Origin of the sequence: Variovorax sp. OK605 (assembly GCF_900115445.1) — a bacterium.
Taxonomy (GTDB): domain Bacteria; phylum Pseudomonadota; class Gammaproteobacteria; order Burkholderiales; family Burkholderiaceae_C; genus Variovorax.
This window is the reverse complement of the sequence record NZ_FOWL01000003.1, coordinates 719,275-743,398: the sequence shown is the minus strand read 5'-3', so window position 1 is coordinate 743,398 and position 24,124 is coordinate 719,275. Positions and strand designations below refer to the sequence as shown.

General features: G+C 71.3%; 13 protein-coding genes and 1 tRNA gene. 11 read left to right on the top strand and 3 right to left on the bottom strand.

Going from position 1 to position 24,124, the window contains the following annotated elements:
* The 9 genes from BM013_RS11570 (at position 1) to BM013_RS11530 (ending at position 7,801) form a co-directional block, all read left to right on the top strand.
* On the top strand, positions 1–627 hold the full coding sequence (locus BM013_RS11570) for a LemA family protein (protein ID WP_093126716.1): 627 nt from the start codon (positions 1–3) through the stop codon (positions 625–627).
* Positions 628–704: 77 nt separating this feature from the next.
* On the top strand, positions 705–2,084 hold the full coding sequence (rsmB, locus tag BM013_RS11565; RefSeq protein ID WP_093126714.1) for a 16S rRNA (cytosine(967)-C(5))-methyltransferase RsmB: 1,380 nt from the start codon (positions 705–707) through the stop codon (positions 2,082–2,084).
* 52 nt (positions 2,085–2,136) lie between these two features.
* Positions 2,137–2,703, top strand: coding sequence for a DUF4390 domain-containing protein (locus BM013_RS11560; RefSeq protein WP_177206375.1), 567 nt, complete (start codon positions 2,137–2,139; stop codon positions 2,701–2,703).
* Entirely contained in the window at positions 2,700–5,030 is a 2,331-nt protein-coding gene (locus BM013_RS11555; protein WP_093126708.1) for a sensor histidine kinase, read from the top strand. Before BM013_RS11560 ends, BM013_RS11555 begins: the two co-directional genes overlap by 4 nt.
* 89 nt (positions 5,031–5,119) lie before the next feature.
* Entirely contained in the window at positions 5,120–5,821 is a 702-nt protein-coding gene (locus BM013_RS11550) for a response regulator (protein ID WP_093126705.1), read from the top strand.
* Positions 5,822–5,845: 24 nt separating this feature from the next.
* Positions 5,846–5,921: transfer RNA gene (locus tag BM013_RS11545), tRNA-Phe, on the top strand.
* 183 nt (positions 5,922–6,104) lie between these two features.
* Positions 6,105–6,326, top strand: a complete 222-nt coding sequence (locus BM013_RS11540; RefSeq protein ID WP_093210497.1) for a hypothetical protein — start codon at positions 6,105–6,107, stop codon at positions 6,324–6,326.
* A 160-nt stretch (positions 6,327–6,486) separates the two neighbouring features.
* On the top strand, positions 6,487–6,732 hold the full coding sequence (locus BM013_RS11535; protein WP_093126700.1) for a hypothetical protein: 246 nt from the start codon (positions 6,487–6,489) through the stop codon (positions 6,730–6,732).
* 10 nt (positions 6,733–6,742) lie between these two features.
* A complete protein-coding gene (locus tag BM013_RS11530) occupies positions 6,743–7,801 on the top strand; it encodes a lysylphosphatidylglycerol synthase domain-containing protein (RefSeq protein ID WP_177225460.1) in 1,059 nt (352 codons plus the stop codon).
* Here BM013_RS11530 and BM013_RS11525 read toward each other — a convergent pair.
* From BM013_RS11525 to BM013_RS11515, 3 genes are all read right to left on the bottom strand, one after another.
* Positions 7,767–8,174 carry a PaaI family thioesterase gene (locus BM013_RS11525; protein WP_093126696.1) on the bottom strand — a complete coding sequence of 136 codons (408 nt, stop codon included), beginning with the start codon at positions 8,172–8,174 and terminating at the stop codon, positions 7,767–7,769. The genes BM013_RS11530 and BM013_RS11525 overlap by 35 nt on opposite strands.
* Before the next feature lie 120 nt (positions 8,175–8,294).
* Positions 8,295–10,604: a sensor histidine kinase gene (locus tag BM013_RS11520; RefSeq protein ID WP_177225459.1), complete on the bottom strand. Its 2,310-nt coding sequence runs from the start codon at positions 10,602–10,604 to the stop codon at positions 8,295–8,297.
* Between the two features lie 7 nt (positions 10,605–10,611).
* Positions 10,612–11,487, bottom strand: coding sequence for a helix-turn-helix domain-containing protein (locus BM013_RS11515; protein ID WP_093126693.1), 876 nt, complete (start codon positions 11,485–11,487; stop codon positions 10,612–10,614).
* A gap of 224 nt (positions 11,488–11,711) precedes the next feature.
* On the opposite strand from BM013_RS11515, the gene BM013_RS11510 reads away from it, so the two are divergent.
* Entirely contained in the window at positions 11,712–19,784 is an 8,073-nt protein-coding gene (locus BM013_RS11510; RefSeq protein ID WP_143098266.1) for an SdrD B-like domain-containing protein, read from the top strand.
* Complete coding sequence (locus BM013_RS11505; RefSeq protein WP_093126688.1) at positions 19,781–24,124, top strand: OmpA family protein; 4,344 nt, start codon at positions 19,781–19,783, stop codon at positions 24,122–24,124. Before BM013_RS11510 ends, BM013_RS11505 begins: the two co-directional genes overlap by 4 nt.

The window sequence follows — 24,124 nt, the reverse complement described above, 5'->3', positions numbered from 1 at the left end:
ATGAGTCTGTTGCCCGAATCGCTGGCCAGCTGGATCGTGATCGCGGTGCTGCTGTTCTGGTTTGTCGGCGCCTACAACCGGCTGGTGCGTTTGCGCGCCGCCGTCCTGCAGGCCTACGGCGCGCTCGATGCGGCCCTGGCCAGGCAATTGGATTTCGTGCAGACCAGCATCACCACCGGCCCGCCGCCGGAGGTCGCGCCGACGGGCGAGTCGCTGTCGACCATCGCGCCGCTGCAGGCCGCGACCACGCAGCTGTCGACCTTGCTGGGCGCCACGCGCACGCGCCCGTTGGACGCCGGCGTGATGGCGGCGCTGGCCACCGCGCTGCAGGTGTGGATCAATGCATGGCGGCGCCAGCACCCCGACGACGTGACGGTGTTCGACGCCGACGGCACGCTGTCGCGGCCCGCGCAGCTGATGCCGGCTGGCGCGAGCGGTATGAACGGTATGAGCGGCGTGCCGGCCGCGATCGAACCGATCGCGTGGCCCGAGCCCTCGGCGGCCGCGGAAATCGCGCGCAACCAGTTCAACCAGGCGGTAGGGCACTACAACGCCGCGATCGCACAGTTCCCGGCGCTGCTGGTGGCATGGGCCGTGCGTCTGCGTCCGGCCGCGCCGCTGCTCTGAACAGGGCACCCGGCCCGGTCTTTTCTTTCCATTGCGAGGCGTCCGGCTTTTGGGGCGCCCGTTACCATCGCCCCAACTTGTCAGAACTACATTCCGATTCTTCGAGCAGCAGCGGCGCCCCGGCGCAGCAACCTCCGCTCTGGCGCCAACTGCAACTGACCGCGGTGGCGCTGGCGTCGATCCGCGCCGGTACCTCCGGCTCGGTGGCGTTCGAGGCGGTCGAGCCTGCGATGCGCCCCGGCGTGCAGGCGCTCGGCTTCCAGGTGCTGCGCTGGCTCGGCCGCGCAGAGGCGCTGCGCCGCCACCTGGCCAAGCGCACGCCGCCGCCGCTGCCCGACGCCTTGCTGTGCACCGCGCTGGCGCTGGCGTGGGACGGCGAGCGCGCCCCCTACGAGCCCTTCACGCTGGTCGACCAGGCGGTCGAGGCCGCCAAGCGCAACCCCGCCACGCGGGCGCAGGCCAGCTTCATCAACGCCTGCCTGCGGCGTTTCCTGCGCGAGCGCGACGAGCTGGTGGCCGCCACCGACACCGAACCTGTTGCGCAGTGGAACCACCCGCGCTGGTGGATCGAGCGCCTCAAGCGCGACCATCCGCGCGAGTGGCAGCGGGTGCTGGGCGCCGACAACGCGCAGGCGCCGATGACACTGCGGGTCAACGCCCGCAAGTCGACCGCGGCTTCTTATCTGCTGGAGCTGGAGGCTGCCGGCTTCGCGGCCACCCGCGTCGGCCCCGTGGGCCTGCAGCTGGCGCGCGCCCGGCCGGTGCAGCAACTGCCCGGTTTTGCCGAAGGCGCCAGTTCGGTGCAGGACGCCGCCGCGCAAATGGCCGCGCCGCTGCTGCTCGACGGCCTGCTGCCGCTCGCGCCCGGCGCCGCGCCGCTGCGCGTGCTCGACGCCTGCGCCGCGCCCGGCGGCAAGACCGCGCACCTGCTCGAGCTGGCCGGGCCCGAGGCTGTCGATGTGATCGCGCTGGAGGTCGACGCCGTGCGCGCCCGCCGCATCGACGACACGCTGGCGCGCATCGGCCTGCCGGCCAAGGTGGTGGTGGCCGACGCCTCGCGCCCCGCCCAGTGGTGGGACGGCACGCCGTTCGACGCCATCCTGCTCGACGCACCGTGCACCGCATCGGGCATCGTGCGCCGCCATCCCGACGTCCGCTGGCTGCGCCGCGAGAGCGACACCGCGCAACTGGCCGCCCAGCAGGCCGCATTGCTGGCCGCCTTGTGGCCGCTGGTGCGGCCGGGCGGACGCCTTCTCTACTGCACCTGCTCCGTGTTTCGCGAAGAGGGTTCGCAACAAATTGATGCGTTTCTTGTACACAACACCGACGCACGTTTGCTGCCGTCGCCAGGCCATTTGCTGCCCCAAAGCGGGTCGAATGGCCGCAGCGTCCCGGACAATCCCTCTGGTGACCACGACGGTTTCTTCTACGCCCTGCTCGAAAAGCGCCCGCACTGATCGCCGCCGGCCGGCCCTGCTGGCCGTGCTGCTGTGGGTATGGGTGATGTGGATGGCCTGGCTGCCGGCACCGGCGGTGGCGCAGGGCCGCAGTGGCGCGTCGATCACCCAGATGCGCCTGGAGCAGGCCGACGACGGCGTCTATTTCAGCGCCGCCGTGCAGTTCGATCTGCCCTCGCTGGTCGAGGAGGTGCTCGACAAGGGCATCGCCATCTATTTCGTGGCCGAGGCCGAGGTGTTCCAGGAGCGCTGGTACTGGACCGACCGCAAGGTCGCCCAGGTCACGCGCCACATGCGCCTGGCCTACCAGCCGCTCACGCGGCGCTGGCGGCTCAACGTGTCGGCGGCGCCCATGACCGGCGCGGCCGGCCTGGGCATTTCGCTGAACCAGAATTTCGACACCCTGAGCGACGCGCTCGACGCCATCAAGCGCGTCGGCCGCCTGCGGCTCGGCGACGCGGCCGAGATCGGCGACGACCCGCAGCAGCAGGTCACCTTCCGTTTCCGGCTCGACACCTCGCAGCTGCCGCGTCCCTTCCAGATCGGCGTGGTCGGGCAGAACGACTGGAACATTGCCGCCGAGCGCTCGGCCAAGCTCACCGTGGAGAAGCAGAAGTGAGCACTTCCGGGCGCAGCGGCGCAGCGGCCACGCCGGCCGCACGCCGCGCGCGGGCCACGCGCTGGGCCGTCGGCGTCGGCGCGGCACTGGTCACGGCCATCGGCCTGGTGCTGATGTTCCTGCTGGCGCAGGCCACCAATAACCGCGCGCTGTACGAGCGCTACTACGTGCGCCTGTTCGGCATCAACGTGGTGGTGGCGGTGCTGCTGGTGCTGGTGATCGGCTGGGTCGCCTTCCGCCTGCTGCGGCGCCTGCGGCAGGGCAAGTTCGGCAGCCGCCTGCTGATCAAGCTGGCGGCCATCTTCGCGCTGGTGGGCGTGGTGCCCGGGGCGCTGGTCTACGTGGTGTCCTACCAGTTCGTGGCGCGCTCGATCGAGAGCTGGTTCGACGTCAAGGTCGAAGGCGCGCTCGACGCCGGCCTGAACCTCGGGCGCGCCACGCTCGATTCGCTGACCGACGACCTCGCGGTGAAGACGCGCAGCGCCAGTTCGCAGCTCGCGCAGGTGTCCGATGCCAGCGCGGGCCTGATGCTCGAGCGCATCCGCGACCAGCTCGAGGCCAGCGACGTGGTGCTCTGGACCGGCAGCGGGCAACTGGTGGCCAGCGCCGGCGCCTCGCGCTTCCAGCTCAACCCCGACCGGCCGACCGCGCAGCAGTTCCGCCAGGTTCGCCCCGAGCGTGCCGTGGCGCACGTCGAGGGGCTGGACGAAACCGTCGCGCCGGGCGCGACCCCGCCGGTGGCGAGCGTGCGCGCGCTGGCCATGGTGCAGCGCCCCGGCTTCGACTTCGACACCGCGCCGCGCTACCTGCAGGTCACGCGGGCGTTGCCGCCGGCCGTGGTGGCCAACGCGCTCGCCGTGCAGGAGGCCAACCGCGAGTACCAGGAGCGGGCGCTGGCGCGCGAGGGCCTGCGCCGCATGTACATCGGCACGCTCACGCTGAGCCTGTTCCTCGCCGTGTTCGGCGCGGTGCTGCTGGCCGTGCTGTTCGGCAACCAGCTGGCGCGGCCGCTGCTCGTGCTGGCCGACGGCGTGCGCCAGGTGGCCGCCGGCGACCTGCGGCCCACCGCCGTATTGCAGGGCAAGGATGAGCTGGGCGGCCTCACGCGCTCGTTCGCCGTCATGACGCAGCAGCTGGCCGACGCTCGCGGCGCGGTCGAGAAGACCATGGGCCAGCTCGACGCCGCGCGCGCCAACCTGCAGACCATCCTGGACAACCTCACGTCGGGCGTGATCGTGCTCGACGCCAAGGGCATCGTGCTGTCGACCAACCCCGGCGCCACGCGCGTGCTGCGCGCGCCGATGGCCGCCTACGAAGGGCAGGCGCTGGCCGACGTGCCGGGCCTGGCCGACTTCGGCGCCAGGGTGCAGCAGCAGTTCGACGACTTCCTCGTCGAGCGCATGCAGCACGGCCTGGACCACTGGCAGCACGCCTTCGAGCTTCACGCCTCGGGCAACGACCTGCCGCAGCAGGACAGCGCCATCAACATCGTGGCGCGCGGCGCCGAGCTGCCCGGTGCCGCGCGGCTGCTGGTGTTCGACGACATCTCGGAAATCGTCTCGGCCCAGCGCGCACAGGCCTGGGGCGAGGTGGCGCGCCGCCTGGCGCACGAGATCAAGAACCCGCTCACGCCCATCCAGCTGTCGGCCGAGCGGCTCGAGATGAAGCTCTCGGGCAAGGTGCCGCCGCCGGAGCAGGCCATCCTGGTGAAGTCGGTGAAGACCATCGTCGACCAGGTCGATGCGATGAAGCGGCTGGTGAACGAATTCCGCGACTACGCGCGGCTGCCCGCGGCCGACCTGAAGCCGGTCGACCTGAACGCATTGCTGACCGACGTGCTCCAGCTCTATCACGTGGAGAACCTGCCGATCACGCTGCGCTCCGAACTCGACGAGCGCTGCCCGCCGGTTCGCGGCGACGCGCAGCAGATCCGCCAGGTCATACACAACCTGTTGCAAAACGCCCAGGACGCCGCAGAGGCGGCCGCCGTCGTCACCGGCAAGATGGGCGAGGTGGTCATTCGCACGCGGCTCGGCGATTCGGGCCAGCGCGTGCGCCTGACGGTGCAGGACAGCGGCCCCGGCTTTGCCGACAACATCCTGAAGCGCGCGTTCGAGCCGTACGTCACCACGAAAACAAAAGGTACCGGTTTGGGCCTTGCGGTGGTCAAGAAAATTGCCGATGAACACGGTGCGCGCATCGAGCTTTCGAACCGCGTGGTGGACGGGGCTGTAGCAGGGGCGCAAGTCTCGCTATCATTCGCGCTGGCAAGCGAGCCGCGGGCAGCGGTCGCTCACACCGAAGATTCGAAGTCTTCTGCCGCCTGAGCACACGCGATTCCGTCGCACAGGCGACGGATCGGCCGGCGGACCTCAACACATCTTGCAGACACCAGCGCACACAATAAGCAGCACTCATGGCAAACATTCTCGTGGTCGATGACGAGCTGGGCATCCGGGACCTGCTCTTCGAAATTCTCAATGACGAAGGCCACAACGTGGAGCTCGCGGAAAACGCCGCCGAAGCACGCGCTGCGCGCCAGCGTGCACGGCCCGACCTCGTGCTGCTCGACATCTGGATGCCGGACACCGACGGCGTCACGCTGCTCAAGGAGTGGTCCACCTCGGGCCTGCTGAGCATGCCGGTGATCATGATGAGCGGCCACGCCACCATCGACACCGCGGTCGACGCGACGCGCATCGGCGCCTTCGCCTTCCTCGAAAAGCCGATCACCATGCAGAAGCTGCTCAAGGCGGTGGAGCAGGGCCTGGCACGCGAGAGCGCACGCCGCGCCGCCGCCGGCGTGGTGCCCGCGCCCGTCACCGGCACGCAGGCCGCGGCGATCACCACCACGGGCGACAGCCTGCTGATGGCATCGCTGGCGTCCGTGCCCGTGGCCGAGACCGGCCCGCAATCGACCCAGAGCTTCGACCTCGACCGCCCGCTGCGCGATGCGCGCGACGGTTTCGAGAAGGCTTACTTCGAGTTCCACCTGGCGATGGAGAACGGCTCGATGACGCGCGTGGCCGAAAAAACCGGCCTCGAGCGGACCCATCTCTACAGAAAACTCAAACAACTTGGTGTGGATCTTTCCCGAGGACGCAGAAGCGCTGTATAATTCGAGGCTGCACACAATTGCAATGGCCCGGTAGCTCAGTTGGTAGAGCAGCGGATTGAAAATCCGCGTGTCGGTGGTTCGATTCCGCCCCAGGCCACCAAATCAAAGCCCCTGATTCTGAAAAGAGTCAGGGGCTTTTCGCTTGTGGCGCCGCTTCAGCCAACCGCGCCCCCCGCGCGCGACCCATGACTTTCGTCACTTACGCCCGCAGCAGGCGCTGGCTAGCATCGCAGGCTGCCCGGCATTGGAGCCGGTCTTTCACCGAGATCGACGCCACCCCGCCATGCCGGCCCCCTTGTTCCGACCCGCCCTCGAATACCTCAGCGTGGAGCACGGCGTGCCCGCCAAGTTTCGCGCACGTGTGTCGTACCAGGGAAAGATCGGCGTCATCACGCGTTCCAGCGGCGACTGCGTGCGGGTCAAGTTCGAGGGCTCGCGCTACGGTGTGCCGATCCATCCGACGGAACTGATCTACCTCGACGCCGACCCGGCGCCGGGCGCGTAAGCCGGCCTGCCCGGTTCCGCCGCGGCCCCACCGGCGACTGCCGCTATGGCAAATGTCCTGCACCCGTCGTCGCCGGCGGATGGCGGTGCGGCAGCGCCGCGCACCGAAGACTCCGTGCATTCGCATAGATGACACCCGCACAGAGCCCGAGGAGCCGCCCATGTCCCAGCCGACCCCCGCCAAGCAATCCACGCACGAAGAACCCGAAGTCACGCAGGAAGAGTCCGTGCCCAGCGACGGCCGGGACACCGAGGGCGAGCGCCTGATGAAGGACGTGGCCAATCGCAAGCTCCACGACGAGGGTGAGGCCGAGCACAAGACGCCCGAGAAGTCCGGCAAATCCGGGAATTCCGAGAAATCCGACAGGCAACCCGAAAAACAAGGCGGCAAGCAGGACCCGGCCTGAAGCCGCCGTCATGAGCCTCCAGGCCGCCCAGGCGGCGCCCCCCGTTTCGATGCCGGCCGACAACGCCGGCGCGCACGCATCGCTCTGGCAGCGCTGCCGCCGATGGGTGCTTCCCCTGCTCGGCGTCGCCGTGCTGGGCCTGCTGCTGTCGCACGCGCACAAGGTCGACTGGGCCGGCGCTTGGCAGGCGCTGCAGCGCTACTCGCCGTGGCTGCTGCTCGCGGTGCTGGGCCTCGCCACCGCGAGCCACGCGCTGTACGGCTGCTTCGACCTGATCGGCCGGCGCCACCTGCGCCACCGCCTGCCATGGTGGCGCACGTGGGCCATCGCCGTCACCAGCTACGCGTTCAACCTCAACCTCGGTTCGCTCGTGGGCGGCATCGCGATGCGTGCGCGCCTGTACGCGCGCGCCGGCCTCGACGACGCCACGGTCGCACAGGTGGTCGGCCTCAGCCTGCTCACCAACTGGCTGGGCTACGGCCTGCTGGCCGGCGGCCTGTTCGCGGCCGGCGTGATCGAGCCGCCGCGCCAGGCGCACATCGGGCAGGGCGCGTTGCGCGCGCTCGGCGTGGCGATGATCCTGCTGGCGCTGGGCTATGTGGCGGCGTGCGCGGTCTCGCGCAAGCGCGAATGGGCGTTCAAGGGCAAGCGGCTCCGTTTGCCCAACGCGCGCATCGCCGTGACGCAGCTCGCGCTGTCCACCGCCAACTGGGCGTTGATGGGCACGGCCATGTACCTGCTGCTGGGCCAGAAGGTGCCGTACGCCACCACGCTGAGCGTGCTGCTCGCCGCTTCCATCGTCGGCGTGATCACGCCGATCCCGGCCGGCCTGGGCGTGCTCGAGGCGGTGTACCTCGCGCTGCTGTCGGGCACGGTGAAGCAGGGCGCGCTGATGGGCGCGGTGCTCGCGTACCGCGCGCTGTACTACCTGTTGCCGCTGGCCGGCGGGGTGGTGCTGTATCTGTTTCTCGAACGCTATGCGTCGAGCCACCCCGGCGAGAGCGAAAAAGAGGACGAGAAAAAGGATGAGGGCGTCAGGCCGCCTGAAGCACCAGCTGCGTCTGCGTGACCACCGCGCACAGCTTGCCCTCGGCATTGGTGACCGAGGTCTGCCACACGTGCGTGGTGCGGCCGCGGTGCAGCGCCACGCAGGTGCCCGTCACCGTGCTGCCGAGCTTCGCGCCCGCGATGAACTTGGTGCTCGAGTCGGTGGTCGTCGTGCGCTGGCCTTCGCCGAGGTTGACGATGGTGCCGACGGCGCCGAGCGTGTCGGCGAAGGCCATGTACGCCCCGCCGTGCAGGATGCCGCCGGCCGTGCACAGGTCGGCGCGCACCTCCATCCGCGCAACCACGCGGTCGGGCGCGAGCTCGGCGAGCTTCACGCCCATCAGTCCGGGGAACAGCGTATCGAGCAGCGTCTGGAGCGCGGCGATGTCGTGCATGGGTGTCTCCTCGTGGTCGGGGCTTCGATACTAAACAGAGCCCTGCGCGCAGGCAAAGCACCGCGGCGTCATTGACGCCGAAGGCACCGCCGCGTCATGGCCGCAGAAAGCACCAGCGCATCACTGACGCGCGTTCGGCGTCGCACGCGCCAGCAGCCGGATGTGCTCGAAGTCCAGCAGCTCCAGCGCCTGGCGCACCGCGTCGACCAGCGCCGCATGCCGCGTGTCGGCCGCCAGGCGGTCGGCCCATTCGTGCAGGTCGCTCCAGCGGCCGTCGCGCGCGAGCATCTCGAGTTCGTCGCGCACCTCGGCGGGCAGCGGCGCAATCGCGGGCGGCGGCGCGCGGCGCGTGCGGGGCGCCGCCACCGGCGTCATCGGTGACTTGGGGCGCGGCGGGCTTGCGGCAACGGGCAACAGCTCCTTCGGCGCGTCTTTCACGATCACCGAGAAGCGCACGCGCGTGCCCAGGTTGCGGTGGCTCTCCAGCAGCAGCCGCCCGCCCATGTGCTGCACGATGCTGCGCGCAATCACCAGCCCGAGCCCATTGCCCTGCGCACTGGGCGCGCCCTGCGCGAAGGCCTGCAGGATGCGCGCCTGGTCTTCCTCGTCGATGCCGACACCGCTGTCCCACACCTCGAACTTCAGCCGCCACGAATCCGCGCGCGGACGCGCCTGCACGCGCAGGCCGATCTTGCCGTCGCGCGTGAACTTGGCGGCGTTCGACAGCAGGTTCAGCAGCACCTGCTGGAAGCGCTTGCTGTCCAGGTACACGCCGACCGGCAGCGCGTCCTGCACGTCGAGCTCGAACCGGTTGTGCTGGCGCTGCGCGAGCGTTTCTGCGTACTGGGCGATGTCGTCGATCAGCGCGCGCAGGTGCACCGGAACGGGCTCCACCGCGAAGGGCAGCAGCTCGCTCCTGGCGTAGTCCAGCAGGTCGTCGATCAGCGCGAGCTGGTAGGCCACGCTGCGCTCGATGGCCTGCAGCCGCTCGGGCGGCGGCGCGTTGTCGTCGCGCAGCAGGCGCACGTTGCCGATGATGGTCGACAGCGGCGCGCGCAGGTCATGGCTGATGTAGGCCATGAGCCGCGTCTGCTCGCGCGCCTGGTGTTCGGCCTGCTCGAGCGCGGCGTTCAGCGCGTGCGTCTTGCGCGCCACTTCCTCCTCCAGGCGCTGCTGTTCCTCGGCCTGCCAGTGCACCAGCGTGCGCTGCGCGGCGCGCCGCTGCCGCGACAGGTGGTGCATCCACGCGGACAGCGCCACCAGGCCCACCAGCATGCCCGGGAAGCCGAGCGCATAGGCGTCGAAGCCGGGCACCATGAGCGCCGGCATCGCGACCTCGACCAGCCGCAGGCACACGCCGACGGTGACGATGCCCATCGCGCCGAAGGCCAGCCGGCCGCCCGGCCCCGCGCGCCGCATGTAGACGAAGCTGCTGATCGTCAGCGCGATCATGGCCAGCGGCGCGTTCCACGCCCCGATCCTGGCGAAGGGCGTGTACGGGCCCCACAGCATGCCCAGCACCGCGACGCCGTGCAGCGCGGCCAGCAGCACGAGCACGGGCAGGCCGGGCGCGCGCACCGGGCCGCGCCGCGACGCCGCGTACATGCGGGCCATCAGCGCGAGCACGCAGCAGCCCGCGGTGACGCCGACCGCACGGTAGCTCCACTCGACGCTGTCGGGCCACAGCAGCAGCCGCGCATGGCCGCGGTAGACGCTCTCGTAGAGCGCCACGAACGCGAAGCCCAGGCTCTGCAGCGCCATCGGCACGGTGCGGGTGATGAACCACAGCGCCAGCGAGTACACCGCGAACACCAGCAGGCAGCCCACCAGCAGGCCGTCGAGCAGCGCATGGCTGCTCTCGCTCTCGCGCCAGCTGTCGGCCGTGTGCAGTTCCGGCGCGAGCTTGACGCTGTTGCGTGTCTGCACGCGCACCAGCACGCGCGCCTGTTCGCCGGGCAGCAGGTCGAGCGACAGGGTCGGTACGCGATCACGCACGGCGCGCAGCGGCACCGACACGCCGGCCCGCTCGAGGGTCCACGCGGCGTGGCCGTCCACTTCTTTGCGCACGTGAAAGTCCACGTGCTGCAGCCAGGTGGCGTCGAGCACCAGCCGCAGCGGCTGGACCGCGCCGGTGTCGTTCGACAGCGAAAGCCGCAGCCAGAAGACCGACTTCGAGGAGCCCGGGCGCATGCGGGCCGCGTTGCCGGGCTGGAAGCTGTCGGGCGCATCGCTGCCCAGGGCATCGACCTCCTCGAGCGACAGCTGCGCGCTGGTGTCCTCGAGCACCTCCACGTGCGTGTCGAGCACCACCGGCCAGCGCGTGTCGTCGTTCACATGCAGCGTGGCGGCCCGCGCGGCGGGCGAACCCGCCAGCCAGAAGGCAGCGCACAGCATGAAGGCGCAGAAACTGCGCAGGGCCGCGGCGGTCACCGCCGCGTCAGGCCGGTGCCATCGGCGGTGGCGGACAACGAGAGTGCGGCTCGCGTGGTGCATGCGGCGCTTGCCGGTACGCCGTCGGCGTGCGGCCGAAGCGTTCGCGGAAGGCGGTCGAGAAGTTGGCCGCGCTGGAGAAGCCCACCGCCAGCGCCACTTCCTCCACGCTCAGCGCCGAGCCCGCGAGCAGCCGCTGCGCTTCGGCCAGGCGCGTCTCGCGCACGAACTCGAACACCGAGCGGCCGGTCTGTTCGCGGAACACGCGCGACATCCGCTTCTCGTGCGTGCCCACGCGCGCCGCCAGCGCGGGCAGGGTGGGCACGTTCGCGAGGTCGGCGCGCACCTGGCGCTCGACCGCCTGGGCGAGCACGCGATCGGCGTGGCTCACGATCGCGGCGCCGGCATCCGTTGCGCCTACCCCCTTGGCGTTCTCCAGCGCGGTCTGCGCCTGCGCGATGCAGGCCCGGGCCTGCTGCCGGCTGCCCGCCAGCGCCAGGTGCACCGCCACGCGCGCCAGCACTTCCGCCGGCTCGAAGGGCTTCAGGATGTAGTCGACCGCGCCTTCGCGCAGCCCGGTGAGCCGCTCTTCCACCGAACTCGACGAGGTCACGAAGATCACCGGGATGTGCGCCGTCGCCGGGTCGGCCTTCAGCAGCCGGCAGGTCGCGTAGCCGTCGGTGGCGCCCATGCGCACGTCCAGCAGCACCAGGTCGGGCAGCAGCGCCGTCGCCCGGCGGTAGCCCTGCAGCGCTTCGAACGCCAGGCTGATGCGGTGACCGGCGTCGCGCAGCGCGCCGAGCAGCAACTGCAGCTCTTCGATGTTGTCGTCGATGACGAGGATGTGCGCGCGCCGGGGCGGCGTGGTCGACCAGTAGGACATGGGGGTCGAGCGTAGGGGAGCATGGCCGAAACACAGTGTGATTAAGTTCACATTCCGTTGCATTCGTAAACAATTGTCATCTAAAGCAAACCTTTTGTCCGGAATGGCAAAAGTCGGCATGCGAGGCAGGTCCAAGAATCCCGCTCTTTCCGGAGCACCCCGCCGCAGCCAGTGGCGACAGAACAAACGGTGCCCGGTCCATCAGAGCCATCACGAGGGACGGGATGTCCAGGACCCCATCGAATCTGTCGGGCGCGTCGTCGCGACGCGACCTGCTTTCCAACCCTGCGCCGCTGTCGTTGCCGCTTCATCGCTGGCGCCAGCGCCTGTCCCGCCTGGCGCTGCCGCTGGCGGGCCTGCTGTTCGCCGCCGCCGCGCAGGCGGTGCCGCAGGTGTCCAGCCTGGTGCACGCCCCCGACATCCTTCCCGCCGGCGGCACGGTGACCAGCACCGTCACCATCGCCGAGACCGACAGCCTGGCGATCGGCGCGCCGGGGGCCTCCTTCACCTATGAGATCCCCGTCAACACGATCTACATGGGCACCGGCGCGGTGCCGGTGGGCAGCTGTTCGTCCACCGTGACCGCGGGCAGCGCCGGCCCGGGCATGCTCACCTGCTCGGGCATCACGCTCGCCGCCAACCAGCTGCGCGACTTCGAGGTGCTGCTGCGCACCACCGCGCAGGGCACGCTGAGCGTCAAGGCCACGCCCAGCGGCGGCGGCTCCAGCGAGACCAAGACCATCACCGTGAACCAGGGCGCCGACATCGGCGTGGCCATCAGCGCGCCGGCCAGCGCGCCAAGCGGCACCACCGTGCCGATCGTCTTCACGCTCACCAACAACGGCCCCGACGCCAGCTCGGGCTCGACGCTGACCTATCCCATTCCCACCGGCCTGTCGGTCGCGGGCACGGGCCTGCCGTCGGGCTGCTCGGTCAGCGCCAGCCTGCTGACCTGCGACGTGGCCAGCATCGCCGTCAACGGCACCCGCACGCTCAGCGTGAACGGCGTGGTCACCGCGGGCGCGGGCTCCACCATCACGCACCAGCCGGCCGTGGCGTCCGCGGGCTCCATCGGCGACGGCGTCTCCGCCAACAACAGCGCCACCGCCAACACCAGCGTCACCGCGGGCTACGTGCTCGCGCTCGCCAAGAGCCATGACGGCGGCCAGCTGCTGGTGGGCCAGCGCTTCAACTTCCGGCTGAGCCCGAGCTTCAGCGGCAGCGCGCCCACGGGCGTCACGCTGAGCGACACGCTCCCCGCCAACTTCTCGATCCAGGCGCCGATTCCCCCGGTCGGCGGCTGGAACTGCTCGGTCAGCGGCCAGATCGTCAGCTGCACGCGCGCCGACATCGGCGGCAACGGCGGCGCCAGCGTGGCGCTCGGCGACATCAGCATCCCGGTGATCGCCATGACCGCCGGCACCGGCATCGTCAACCAGGCCACGGTGAGCGCCACCGGCCCCATCGCCAGTTCAGCCACCGGCAGCGTGCCGGCCGACGTGGCGGTGTCCGCCGCCGACTTCCGCGCCGACAAGCGCCGCAGCTGGCCGCAGAACAACGTGCCGCTGGGCCAGGCCTTCGACTACCAGGTCGGCAGCACCAACCTCGGCAGCACGCGGCTCTTGGCCGGCAGCACCCTGCAGCTGGTCGACGACCTGCCGGCCGGCGTGCAGATCAACAGCGTCACCGAGCGCGACGGCTACACCTGCGTCGTGACCAAGGGCGGCGCACCCGTCGTGCCGAGCGTGGCCGTGCCGGTGCCCGGCCCCGCCACCGTGACCTGCACGCGCACGCTCACCGCCGACATCGGCGTGGACACCTCCAACGGCAGCGCCGCGCGCAACGGCGGCTACATCGTCGTGAACGCCACCATTCCGGCCGCGCCGCCGGGCGGGCAGATCGTCAACAGCATGTGCGTGAACGCGGCGCTGCCCGCGAGCGCGCCCACCCTGGGCGCCGACCCCGACGCCAACACCGGCAACGACTGCGTGAGCCTGGCCACCGGCGCGAACGACGGCGCCACCGCCGCCGACGTGAAGGTGCTCAAGCGCGTGGTGGGCATCGGCGACGCCACCGGCAACCGCCAGGTCGCGGGCCAGAACATCACCTGGGAAATCGAGGTCGTCAACACCGGCCCGTCCGAAGCGCAGAGCGTGGCCGTCACGGACGCCTTCGCCCAGGTCATCGGCGCCGGCATCGTCACCCAGACCCCCAACGGCGGCACCTTCTCCGGCACCTGCGCGCTGCCGGCCAACGGCGGCGGCTTCGGCGCGGCGTCGCTCTCGGGCTGCACGCTCTCGACCCTGCCGGTCTGCCGCGCCAGCACCGACCCCGCCAGCGCGCTGCCGCTGTGCCCGGTGATCCAGGTCGTTGCCCGGCATTACGGCGACGGCGCCTCGGCCGCCGACCACGGCTTCCAGATCGGCAACACGGCGCGCGCCGTGGCCGCCACGCCGGCCGACCCGAACCTGGCCAACAACGACGGCAGCACCACCGCCTACCTGGTGGCGCGCACCGACATGACGGTCACCAAGACGGCCAGCCCGGCCTCGGTGCCGGTCGGCCAGATGCTCACCTACACGCTGACGGCCATCAACCGCAACGTGCCGCAGAGCCTGAGCCGTGCCTACGGCGTGAGCGTGACCGACACGCTGCCGGCCAACCTGATGTTCATCTCGGCCACGGCCTCCAACGGCGGCGTCTGCGCCACCACGCCCAGCACCACGCAGCCCACCGGCACCGGCATCACCAACAACCAGCTCGCGTGCACCTGGGGCGCGCTCGACCGCAACGTGCAGCAGACCGTCACGGTGCGCGTGCGGCCGCTGTACGCGCTCAACGGCGCCAGCGTGACCAACGGCGTGCACGTCGCCACCGCCACGCCCGAGCTCGACACGACCAACAACGACGCCAGCGCGCCGGTGACCGTCACCGCGCCCGTGTACGACCTGGTCGTCACCAAGCACGACGACACCGACCCGGTGAACGTGGGCGACGACGTCGGCTACACCGTCACGGTGTCGAACAACAGCGCGTCGACCGCGGAAGACGTGCGCATGACCGAGCTGCTGCCGCTGGCGCTCGCCGGCGGCGAGGCCCCGCCCACGCTGGTGTCGGTGACCGCGCCCGCGGGCACCTCCTACGTGCTGGCCGGCGGCGCGGCCGTCGGCTCGGCCGGCGGACAGATCGTGTTCACCATCCCGACGCTGGGCGGCACCGGCCCCACGGCCACCGGCGACCTCAACTCGCTGCAGTTCCGCGTGGTGCTCAAGGGCGTGTCGCGCGGCACCTTCCAGAACAACGCCAAGGTCGACTTCTTCGACGACGGGCGCGACAACTACGACGTCAACAAGGGCAACAACGCCGTGGCCGAGAACACCACGTTCCGCTACAAGGCCGACGTGCAGGTGGTCAGCAAGGCTGCCATGTCGAGCGGAACCATCACGCCGCTGGCCGCGGTGTCGACGACCCAGACCTTCGACTGGCTCGTGCAGCTGCGCAACAACGGCCCCGACCCCGCCGAGACCACCACCTTCACCGACACGCTGCCCTCGCCGCTGGTGCTGGCCGGCCCGCCGGTGTTCACCGTGACCGGCGGCGTGTTCACGCCCGCCGCGCCCACCTGCACCGGCGCGGCCGGCGGCACGGCCGTGAGCTGCGCCATCACCTCGATGCCCGCCAACGGCACGGCCACCGTGCGCATCCCGGTGCGCTTCAGCGGCGCCGCGCCGGCCAACGGCACCGTGCTCAGCAACCGCGCGCACATCGTCACCACCGGCTCGGCCGACACCAACGGCGGCACCGACCCTGACGGCGGCAACAACTTCAACGACGGCCAGGTCGTGGTGCAGAACAGCGCGCTCTCGGGGCGCGTGTACGAAGACCTGAACGGCAACGGCACCATCGAGGCCGGTGAGCCCGGCATTGCCGGCGTCACCCTGCGCCTGAGCGGCACCGATGCGGTCGGCAACGCGGTCTCGATGGTCACCACCACCGACGCCAACGGCAACTGGGGCTTCACCGTGCCCGCGGGCACCTACAGCGTGGTGGAAGACCAGCCCGCCGCGTACCAGCCCGGCATCACGCGCGCCGGCACCGTCACCGGCGCGGGCAGCACGCCCGGCGCCGTGCCGCCCGGCACGTCGAACGGGCCCAACGGCTCCAACGCCAACCGCATCGACGCCATCGTGCTCGGCACGGGCGGCACCTCCCCGGCGAACAACTTCGGCGAAGTGCGCGCCGCGAGCCTGGCCGGCCGCGTCTACCAGGACGCCGACTACAACGGCACCGCCAGCGCGGGCGACCCCGGCATCGCCGGCGTGACCGTGAAGCTCACCGGCACCGACATGTTCGGCAACCCGGTGTCGCTGACCACCACCACCGCCGCGGCCACCGGCAACTACGCCTTCGGCAACCTCGTGCCCGGCAGCTACACGCTGACCGAGACACAGCCCGCGGCCTTCGCCGACGGCGCGGACGCGGCCGGCACCGCCGGCGGCACCGTGGCCAACGACGTGGTGAGCGCCATCGCGCTGCGGTCCAACGTCGCCGCCACCGGCTACGACTTCGGCGAGCTGCTCACGCGCATTCCGGTGCGCGTGTTCGTCGACCCCAACAACGACGGCATTCCGCAGGCCGGCGAGACCGGCATTCCCAACGTCGAGCTGCGCCTCACGGGGACCGACGCCGCGGGCAACGCTGTGAACATCGTCGCGGTGCCCACCGGCGCGGCCGGCGGCTACGAGTTCCGCAACGTGCCCCCGTCGGGCGCGGGCGGCTACACCATCACCGAGACCCAGCCGGCCAACTACGCGCCGGGCAAGGCCAACAACAACGGCAACCCGGGCACGCCGCAGGGCGGCGGCAACGTCATCACGGGCGTGACCGTCTCGGCCACCAGCGTGCCGCTCACGCAGGGCGAGTACTACTTCGGCGAGCTGCTGCCCGCCGGCATCTCGGGGCGCGTGTACTACGACCGCGACGGCAACGGCGCGCAGGGCGCACCGGCCACCGAGCCCGGCATCGCGGGCGTGACCATCACCGTCACCGGCATCGACATCAACAACCAGCCGGTGTCGCGCACCACCGTCACCGACGCCAGCGGCAACTACAGCTTCGCGGACCTCGGCGCGGGCACCTACACCGTGACCGAGACGCGGCCCGCGGGCTACGAGCCCGGCCTCACGCACGCCGGTCTCGTCGCCGGCACGGGCAGCGTGCGCGGCACCGTGCCCACCACCGGCGCCGGCGTGAGCAGCGGCCCCAACGGCTCGACCGCCAACGTGATCCGGGACATCGTGCTCGGCGCCGGCGTGGCCGACGCGGGCTCGACCGGCAACAACTTCTCGGCCGTGAAGCCGGCCAGCCTCTCGGGCTACGTGTACGCCGACGTGGCACCGTCCAACGGCACGCGCGACAGCGGCGAGCCCGGCATCGGCGGCACCACCGTGCGCGTCAGCGGCACCGACTTCCTGGGCAACGCCGTCACGCGCACGGTGCAGACCGCCGCCGACGGCCGCTACCTGGTCGACACGCTGACCCCCGGCACCTACCAGATCGACGAGACGCAACCCGCCGGCATGGCCGACGGCCCCGAGTCGCTGGGCACCGTGGGCGGCGCGCCGCGCGGCAGCGCCAACCCCGGCGGCACCAACGACCGCTTCGGCGGCCTCGCGCTGGTGTCGGAAGAAGCGGGCATCGACTACAACTTCGGCGAGCGCGGCGGCCAGATCGCGGGCTGGGTGTACGTGGACGCCAACAACGACGGCGTGCGCCAGGCCACCGAGGCCGGTATCGCGGGCGTGAGCGTCACGCTCACCGGCCGCTCGGCCAGCGGCCTCGTGGTGAACGCCACCGCCGTCACCGACGCCAGCGGCCGCTACGTCTTCACCGGCCTGCTGCCGGCCGACGCCGCGGGCTACACGCTGCGCGAGACGCAACCGGCCACCTACGCCGACGGCCTCGACGCCGTGGGCACGCTCGACGGCGCGCCCAGCGGCACGCTGGGCAACGACGTCATCAGCGCCATCGCCTACCGCGGCGGCAACGGCGACAACTACAACTTCGGCGAACGCGGCGCATCGCTGGCGGGCACCGTCTACAACGACGCCAACCGCAACGGCACGCGCGAGCCGCAGGACCTGCCGATCGCGGGCGTGACCGTCACGCTCACCGGCACCGACGCCGCGGGCCAGCCGGTGACGCGCACCGCCGTCACCGACGCCAACGGCCGCTACGAGCTGCCCGGCCTGCCCCTGCCCGGCAGCGGCGGCTACACGCTCACCGAGACGCAGCCCGCCGGCTACGACGAAGGCATCGCCGTGCCCGGCACGCTGGGCGGCACGGCGGCCGGCCCGAACCAGATCCGCGTGAGCTTCACCGGCCTGGACGCGCACGGCACCGGCTACGACTTCAACGAGCACAGCAACCAGCCCGCCTCGCTCACCGGCACCGTGTGGTTCGACCAGAACCACAACCGCACGCGCGAATCGGGCGAAGGCCAGGGCGAGGGCTGGACCGTGGAGCTGCTGCGCTGCGCCGACGGCGGCAACGCCTGCTCGGAAACCGCGGCCACCGTGCTCTACACCGTGACCACCGGCGCCGACGGCAGCTACCGCTTCGGCGACCTCGTGCCCGGCGAGTACCGCGTGCGCTTCCGCTCGCCCGACGGCCGCACCGTGGGCGGCGTGTGGCCGACCGACGCCGCGCAGAACGGCGCCGGCGGCCCGTACCCGACCCCGGCCGCGAGCGACCCGCGCTTCAGCATCAAGGTGCGCGTGAACGCGGGCGCCAACGTGCAGAAGCAGGACCTGCCGTACGACCCGGGCGGCGTGGTGTACGACAGCGTGAGCGGCACGCCCGTGCCCGGCGCCGTGGTGCGCCTGGTCGGCCCGAGCGGCTTCGACCCCGCGCAGCACCTGCTGGACAAGCGCGACAGCTACACCACCGGCCCCGGCGGCTATTACGACTTCTTCGTGCTGCCGGGCGCACCGGCCGGCGAGTACCGCCTGGTCGTCACGCCGCCGGGCGCCTACCTGCCTTCGTCGATGTACCCGGCCGCGGCCGGCGCGCTGGGCACGCAGTCGTGCGCGGCGCCCGCCAACGGCCCGGCGCCCGCGCAGGTCAACCCCTGCGTGGTGAGCCCCGGCGCGGCCCTGGTGCCGGGCGCGGGCTACTACCTGGTGTTCCAGATGCCGGGCGGCGGCGGCCAGCACGTGGTGGCCAACAACATTCCGCTCGACCCGTCGGACGCCACGCTCATCGAGCTGCGCAAGACCACCTCCAAGCTGACCGTGAAGAAGGGCGAGCTGCTGCCGTACCGCATCACGGCGCGCAACACGCGCGGCAACGCCGTGCCGGGCGTGGCCGTGGTCGACACGCTGCCGCCGGGCTTTCGCTACATCCAGGGCTCGCTCACCGTGCGCACGCTGCCCGGCGGCGCGGCGCTGCCGGTGGTGCCGCAGGTCAGCGGGCGCCAGCTCGTGGTGCCCGGGCAGAACTTCGCGCCCAACGAGACCAGGGAGTACCTGATGGTCGCGGGCGTGGGGGTCGGCGTGGGCGAGGGCGAGTTCGTCAACCAGGTCGTCGCGCTGCAGGGCGTGGGCGGCCGCACGCTGTCGAACCTGGCCACCGCCACCGTGCGCGTGGTGCCCGACGCGCTGTTCGACTGCACCGACGTGATCGGCAAGGCCTACGACGACAGGAACGCCAACGGCTACCAGGACGAGGGCGAGCCGGGCCTGGCCAACGTGCGCATCGCCACCGTCAACGGCGTGCTGGCGACCACCGACGCCGAAGGCCGCTACCACATCGCCTGCGCCGCCATTCCGAAGGAAGGCACCGGCAGCAACCTGGTGCTCAAGCTCGACGAGCGCACGCTGCCCTCGGGCTACCGCACCACCAGCGAGAACCCGGCGGCCGAGCGCGCCACGCGCGGCAAGGTGCTGAAGATCAACTTCGGCGCCACCGTGCACCGCGTGGTGCGCCTCGCGCTGCAGGGCGCGGCCTTCGACGAAGGCGCCGCCACGCTGCGCGCCGGCTTCGTGGGCGAGCTCGACCGCACGGTCGCCGTGCTGGCCGCGAAGACCTCGGTGCTGCGCCTGGCCTACAAGGCCGCGGCAGGCGAGGCCGGGTCGCTGGGCCGCCAGCGCACCGACGCGGTGAAGGCCGCGGTGCTCGCGCGCTGGAAGCAGCTGGGCGAACAGCGCGCCGGACGCAACGAGCCGCCGCTGTTCAACCTGGACATCGAGGTCGAACTCGTGCCCGCCCAGGCCGCTTCGGAGGAGGTGAAGCCATGACGCGAGGACACAGCACCACCGCCATGACCCGCCCCTCCACACCGAACCCGATCCAGCGAGCCGACATGAGAAGAAGAAAGCTGCCCCAGCGCATGACCCTGGCGGGTGCCGTCACCGCCGCCTGCCTGGGCATGAGCCTGGCCGCCGCGCAGGACCTTGCAACCGATGGCGCACAGGCAAGCGCCGTGCGCGGGCGCATGCTCGACCGCGCCGCCGCCGACCCGCGCGCGGTGGAGATCGACGGCGCGCGCCACCTGCCGCGCGGCAGCGAGCGCGAGCTGCCCAAGGCGACCTTCGTGCTCGGCGACGTACCCGCACCACCGGCTGCCGCACCCGCTACAGCCGCCGCACCGGTCGCCGCCGCTGCGCCGTCCGCCGAGCGCAGCGACACCGGCACGCCGCATTTCGATTCCGGCGCCGACAGCCTCGCGCCCGCCGACCGCGTGCAGCTCGAGCGCATCGCCGCGCAGGTGAAGGGCCGCGACGGCCTGCGCTTCGAGATCGTCGGCCACACCGACGCGCAGCCGCTGGGCGCGAAGTCGCGCGAGCGCTTCGCCGACAACCACGCGCTGGGCCTGGCCCGCGCGCAGCAGGCCGCGCGCTACCTCACGCAGCGCCTGGGCCTGGACGAAGCGGCCGCCTCCTTCACCTCGCGCGGCCCCGACGCGCCCGTGGCCGTGCCCGCCGCCGACCCCGCCAACTGGGCCGCCAACCGGCGCGTGGAAGTGCGCGTGTACTGGCGCGATGCACCCGCTGCCATGGCCGCCGCCGCCACGGCGCCGGCCGACCCCGGCATCTGCCGCACCTTCACCGCCTTCGGCACCGACGATGCGCCGCTGCGCCTGAGCGTGGACGGCGAGCTGCTGACCGGCACCAGCACCGCCAGCACAGCCGGCACCGCCAGCGCCGACCGCCAGCGCTGTGTCGACGTGCAACTCGAGCGCAACCAGCTTCGCCTGCAGTACGACAACCTCTCGCAGCCGCGCCGCCTGAGCGCCAGCGCCTGGCCCACCACGGTGGTGGCCGGCGACACCGTGCGCTTCGCCGGCTACAGCAACTACCTGCTGTTCACCTCGAAGGCCGAGCTGCGCGTGTACACCGCCAACGACGTGATGCAGCGCCGCCTGCTGGCCACCGTGCCGCTGGACGCCGGCCTGCGCGGCGAGTGGCAGGTGCCCGAGGGGCTGACGGAGCGCCTCGCCGAGGCGGCCACGGGCAAGCTGTACTACCGCGTGCGCGTGTACGACCGCCAGGGCCGCTTCGACGAAACCGACGACCTCTCGCTCACGCTGGCCAAGCGCCACAAGCCCGAGACCGGCACGCCGATCGACCCCGCGCGCGAACTGCTGCGCGGCTACGGCAACAACAACATCGCCATTGCCAACATCCCGTTGAGCGCCGGCACCGTCACCGCCAGCGGCGCGGCCATCCGCCCCGGCGAAAGCGTGCGCGCGCTCGGCTTCGCGGTGCCGGTGGACGAGAACGGCCGCTTCGTGTTCCAGCAGCTGGTGCCGCGCCGCGTGCAGACCGGCGAGATCGCCGTCACCGACGCGCAGGGCGCCACGCGCGCCTACCGCCGCGACTTCGAGCTGCCCGCCAGCGACTGGTTCTTCGTGGGCCAGGCCGACCTCACGGTGGGCAGCAACAGCGTGAGCGGCCCGGCCGCGATCATGACCAACGACAAGAACCGCTACGGCGGTGGCGGCTGGAGCGAAGGCCGCATCGCCGGCTACGCCAAGGGCCAGCTCAACGACCGCTGGACGCTCACCGCCAGCGTCGACACCGAAGAGCGGCCGCTGAAGGAGCTGTTTCGCAACCTCGACCGCAAGGACCCGACCTCGCTGTTCCGCCGCTTCGACCCCGAGGACTCGTGGAGCACCTTCGGCGACGACTCCACCACCGTCGAGGACGCGCCCACGCAGGGCCGCTTCTACCTGCGCGTGGACGACGGCCGCTCGCAGGCCATGTGGGGCAACTTCAAGCTCAACTTCGGCGACACCGAGCTCACCCGCGTGAGCCGCGGCCTCTACGGCTTTCACGGCCGCTACCTGGGCGAGGAGTCGACCGCCTTCGGCGAGGCGCGCCTGAAGATCGACGCCTTCGCGGCCGAGCCCGGCACGCTGGCCGCGCGCGAGGAGTTCCGCGGCACCGGCGGCTCGCTGTACTACCTGCGCAACCAGGACATCACGCGCGGCGCCGAGCGCGTGACGCTGGAGATCCGCGACCGCGACTCGGGCTTCGTGCTCAAGCGCACGCAGCTCGTGCCCAGCTCCGACTACGAGATCGACTACCTGCAGGGCCGCGTGCTGCTGTCCGCGCCGCTGCCCAGCCTGTCGGACGACGGTTCGCTGGTGCGCGCCGGCGGCTTCACCGGCATGCCGACCTACCTGGTGGTGGACTACGAATACACGCCACTGGCCACCACGCTGGACACGCTCGCGGTGGGCGGGCGCGTGTCGTGGTGGGCCAACGACCACGTGGGCGTGGGCGTGACCGCATCGCGCCAGGACCAGATCGGCGGCGACCAGCGCCTGGCCGGCGCCGACATCACGCTGCGCAAGACCGAGAACACCTATGTCAAGGGCGAGTTCGCGCGCAGCAAGGGCCCGGGCACGAGCCAGCTGGATTCGCTGGACGGGGGCTTCAGCTTCACGGGACGCAACGGGTCGCTCGGCAACTCGCTCGGCAATGGCCCCACGGGCAACGCCAACGCGTGGCGCCTCGAAGGCCAGGCCGACCTGGGCGACTACGAGATCCGCGGCGGCGGGCGCGTGAGCGCCTATGCGCAGTCGCGCGACGCGGGCTTCTCCGCGCCCGGCCAGTACGCGAGCAACGCCACGCGCCAGGTGGGCGTGCAGGCCACGGTGCCTTTCGGCGAGAAGGGCGAGGGTGGCGAGCTGCGCCTGAAGGCCGACCGCCGCGACGAGCGCAACGGCTACAACAGCAGTGTGCTCGACGCGCAGTACGCCGTGGCGCTGTCGCCGGACTGGAAGCTCGGCCTGGGCATGCGCTACGACGACAAGACCGGCGACGCGCTCATCACCAGCCCGTCGCTGCCCACGACGCAGGCCGTGTCGGGCGAGCGCGCCGACGCGGCCGTGCAGCTGGAGTACACCGGCAGCGACACCTGGAGCGCCTACGGCTTCGCGCAGAAGACGCTGCGGCGCACCGGCACGCGGCTGGAGAACGACCGCCTCGGCATCGGCGGGCGCTACCGCGTCAACGACAAGCTCGCGCTGCGCGGCGAGGTGTCCACCGGCGACGGCGGTTTTGCCGGCAAGGCCGGCGTCGACTACCAGTACGACGACCGCTCCAGCGTCTACATGACCTACGTGGCTGACACCGGCCGCACCGACGAGAACCTCATCGGCCGCGGCGGCACGCTGGTGACGGGCGTGCGCTCGCGCGTGGGCGACGGCCTCACGCTGTTCACCGAGCACCGCCAGGCCACCGGCACGCAGCCCGGCCTCACGCATGCCTACGGCGTGCAGTACGCGCCCGACACGCGCTGGACCTTCGGCGTGAACTTCGAGAACGGCTGGATCGGCGCCGAGACGCTGGGCGCCACGCGCCGCCAGGCCGTGGCCTTCACCACCGGCTATTCGAGCGAGCGCCTGAAGTACAGCGGCGGCCTGGAGTACCGCAAGGACGCCACCGCGAGCGAGACGCGCACCAGCTGGCTCGTGAAGAACTCCTTCAGCTGGAAGGTGGACAACGACGCGCGCTGGGTCGGCAAGTTCAACTGGGCCGACAGCGACAGCACCACCGGCACGCTGGTCGCGGCCAAGTACACCGAGGCCATGATCGGCTACGCGCTGCGCCCCGCGCTGGACGACCGGCTGAACCTGCTGTTCAAGTACACCTACCTGTACGACCTGTCGTCGCCGGGCCAGGTGGTGTCGGGCGGCGTCGACTCCACGCTGGGCACCGTGTCCACCACCGGCATCGACTACCAGCAGCGCAGCCATGTGTTCGCCATCGACGCCACCTGGGACCTGAACGAGCGCTGGACGCTGGGCGGCAAGTACGCCTGGCGCCGCGGCGAACTGCGCGCGAGCCGCGACAACTCGTCGCCGTGGTTCAAGAGCTCGGCGGAGCTCGCGGTGCTGCGCGTCGACTGGAAGCTGGTGCGCAACTGGGACTGGATGGTCGAGTGGCGTTCGCTGCGCGCCAGGGAGCTGCAGGACCGCAAGAACGGCTGGGTCACCGCCGCGTATTACCACGTCAACGAGAACCTGAAGGTTGGCGTGGGCTACAACTTCACCGACTACTCCGACAACCTCACCGACATGAGCTACCGCAGCAAGGGGTGGTTCCTGAACGTGCTCGGCAAGTTCTGA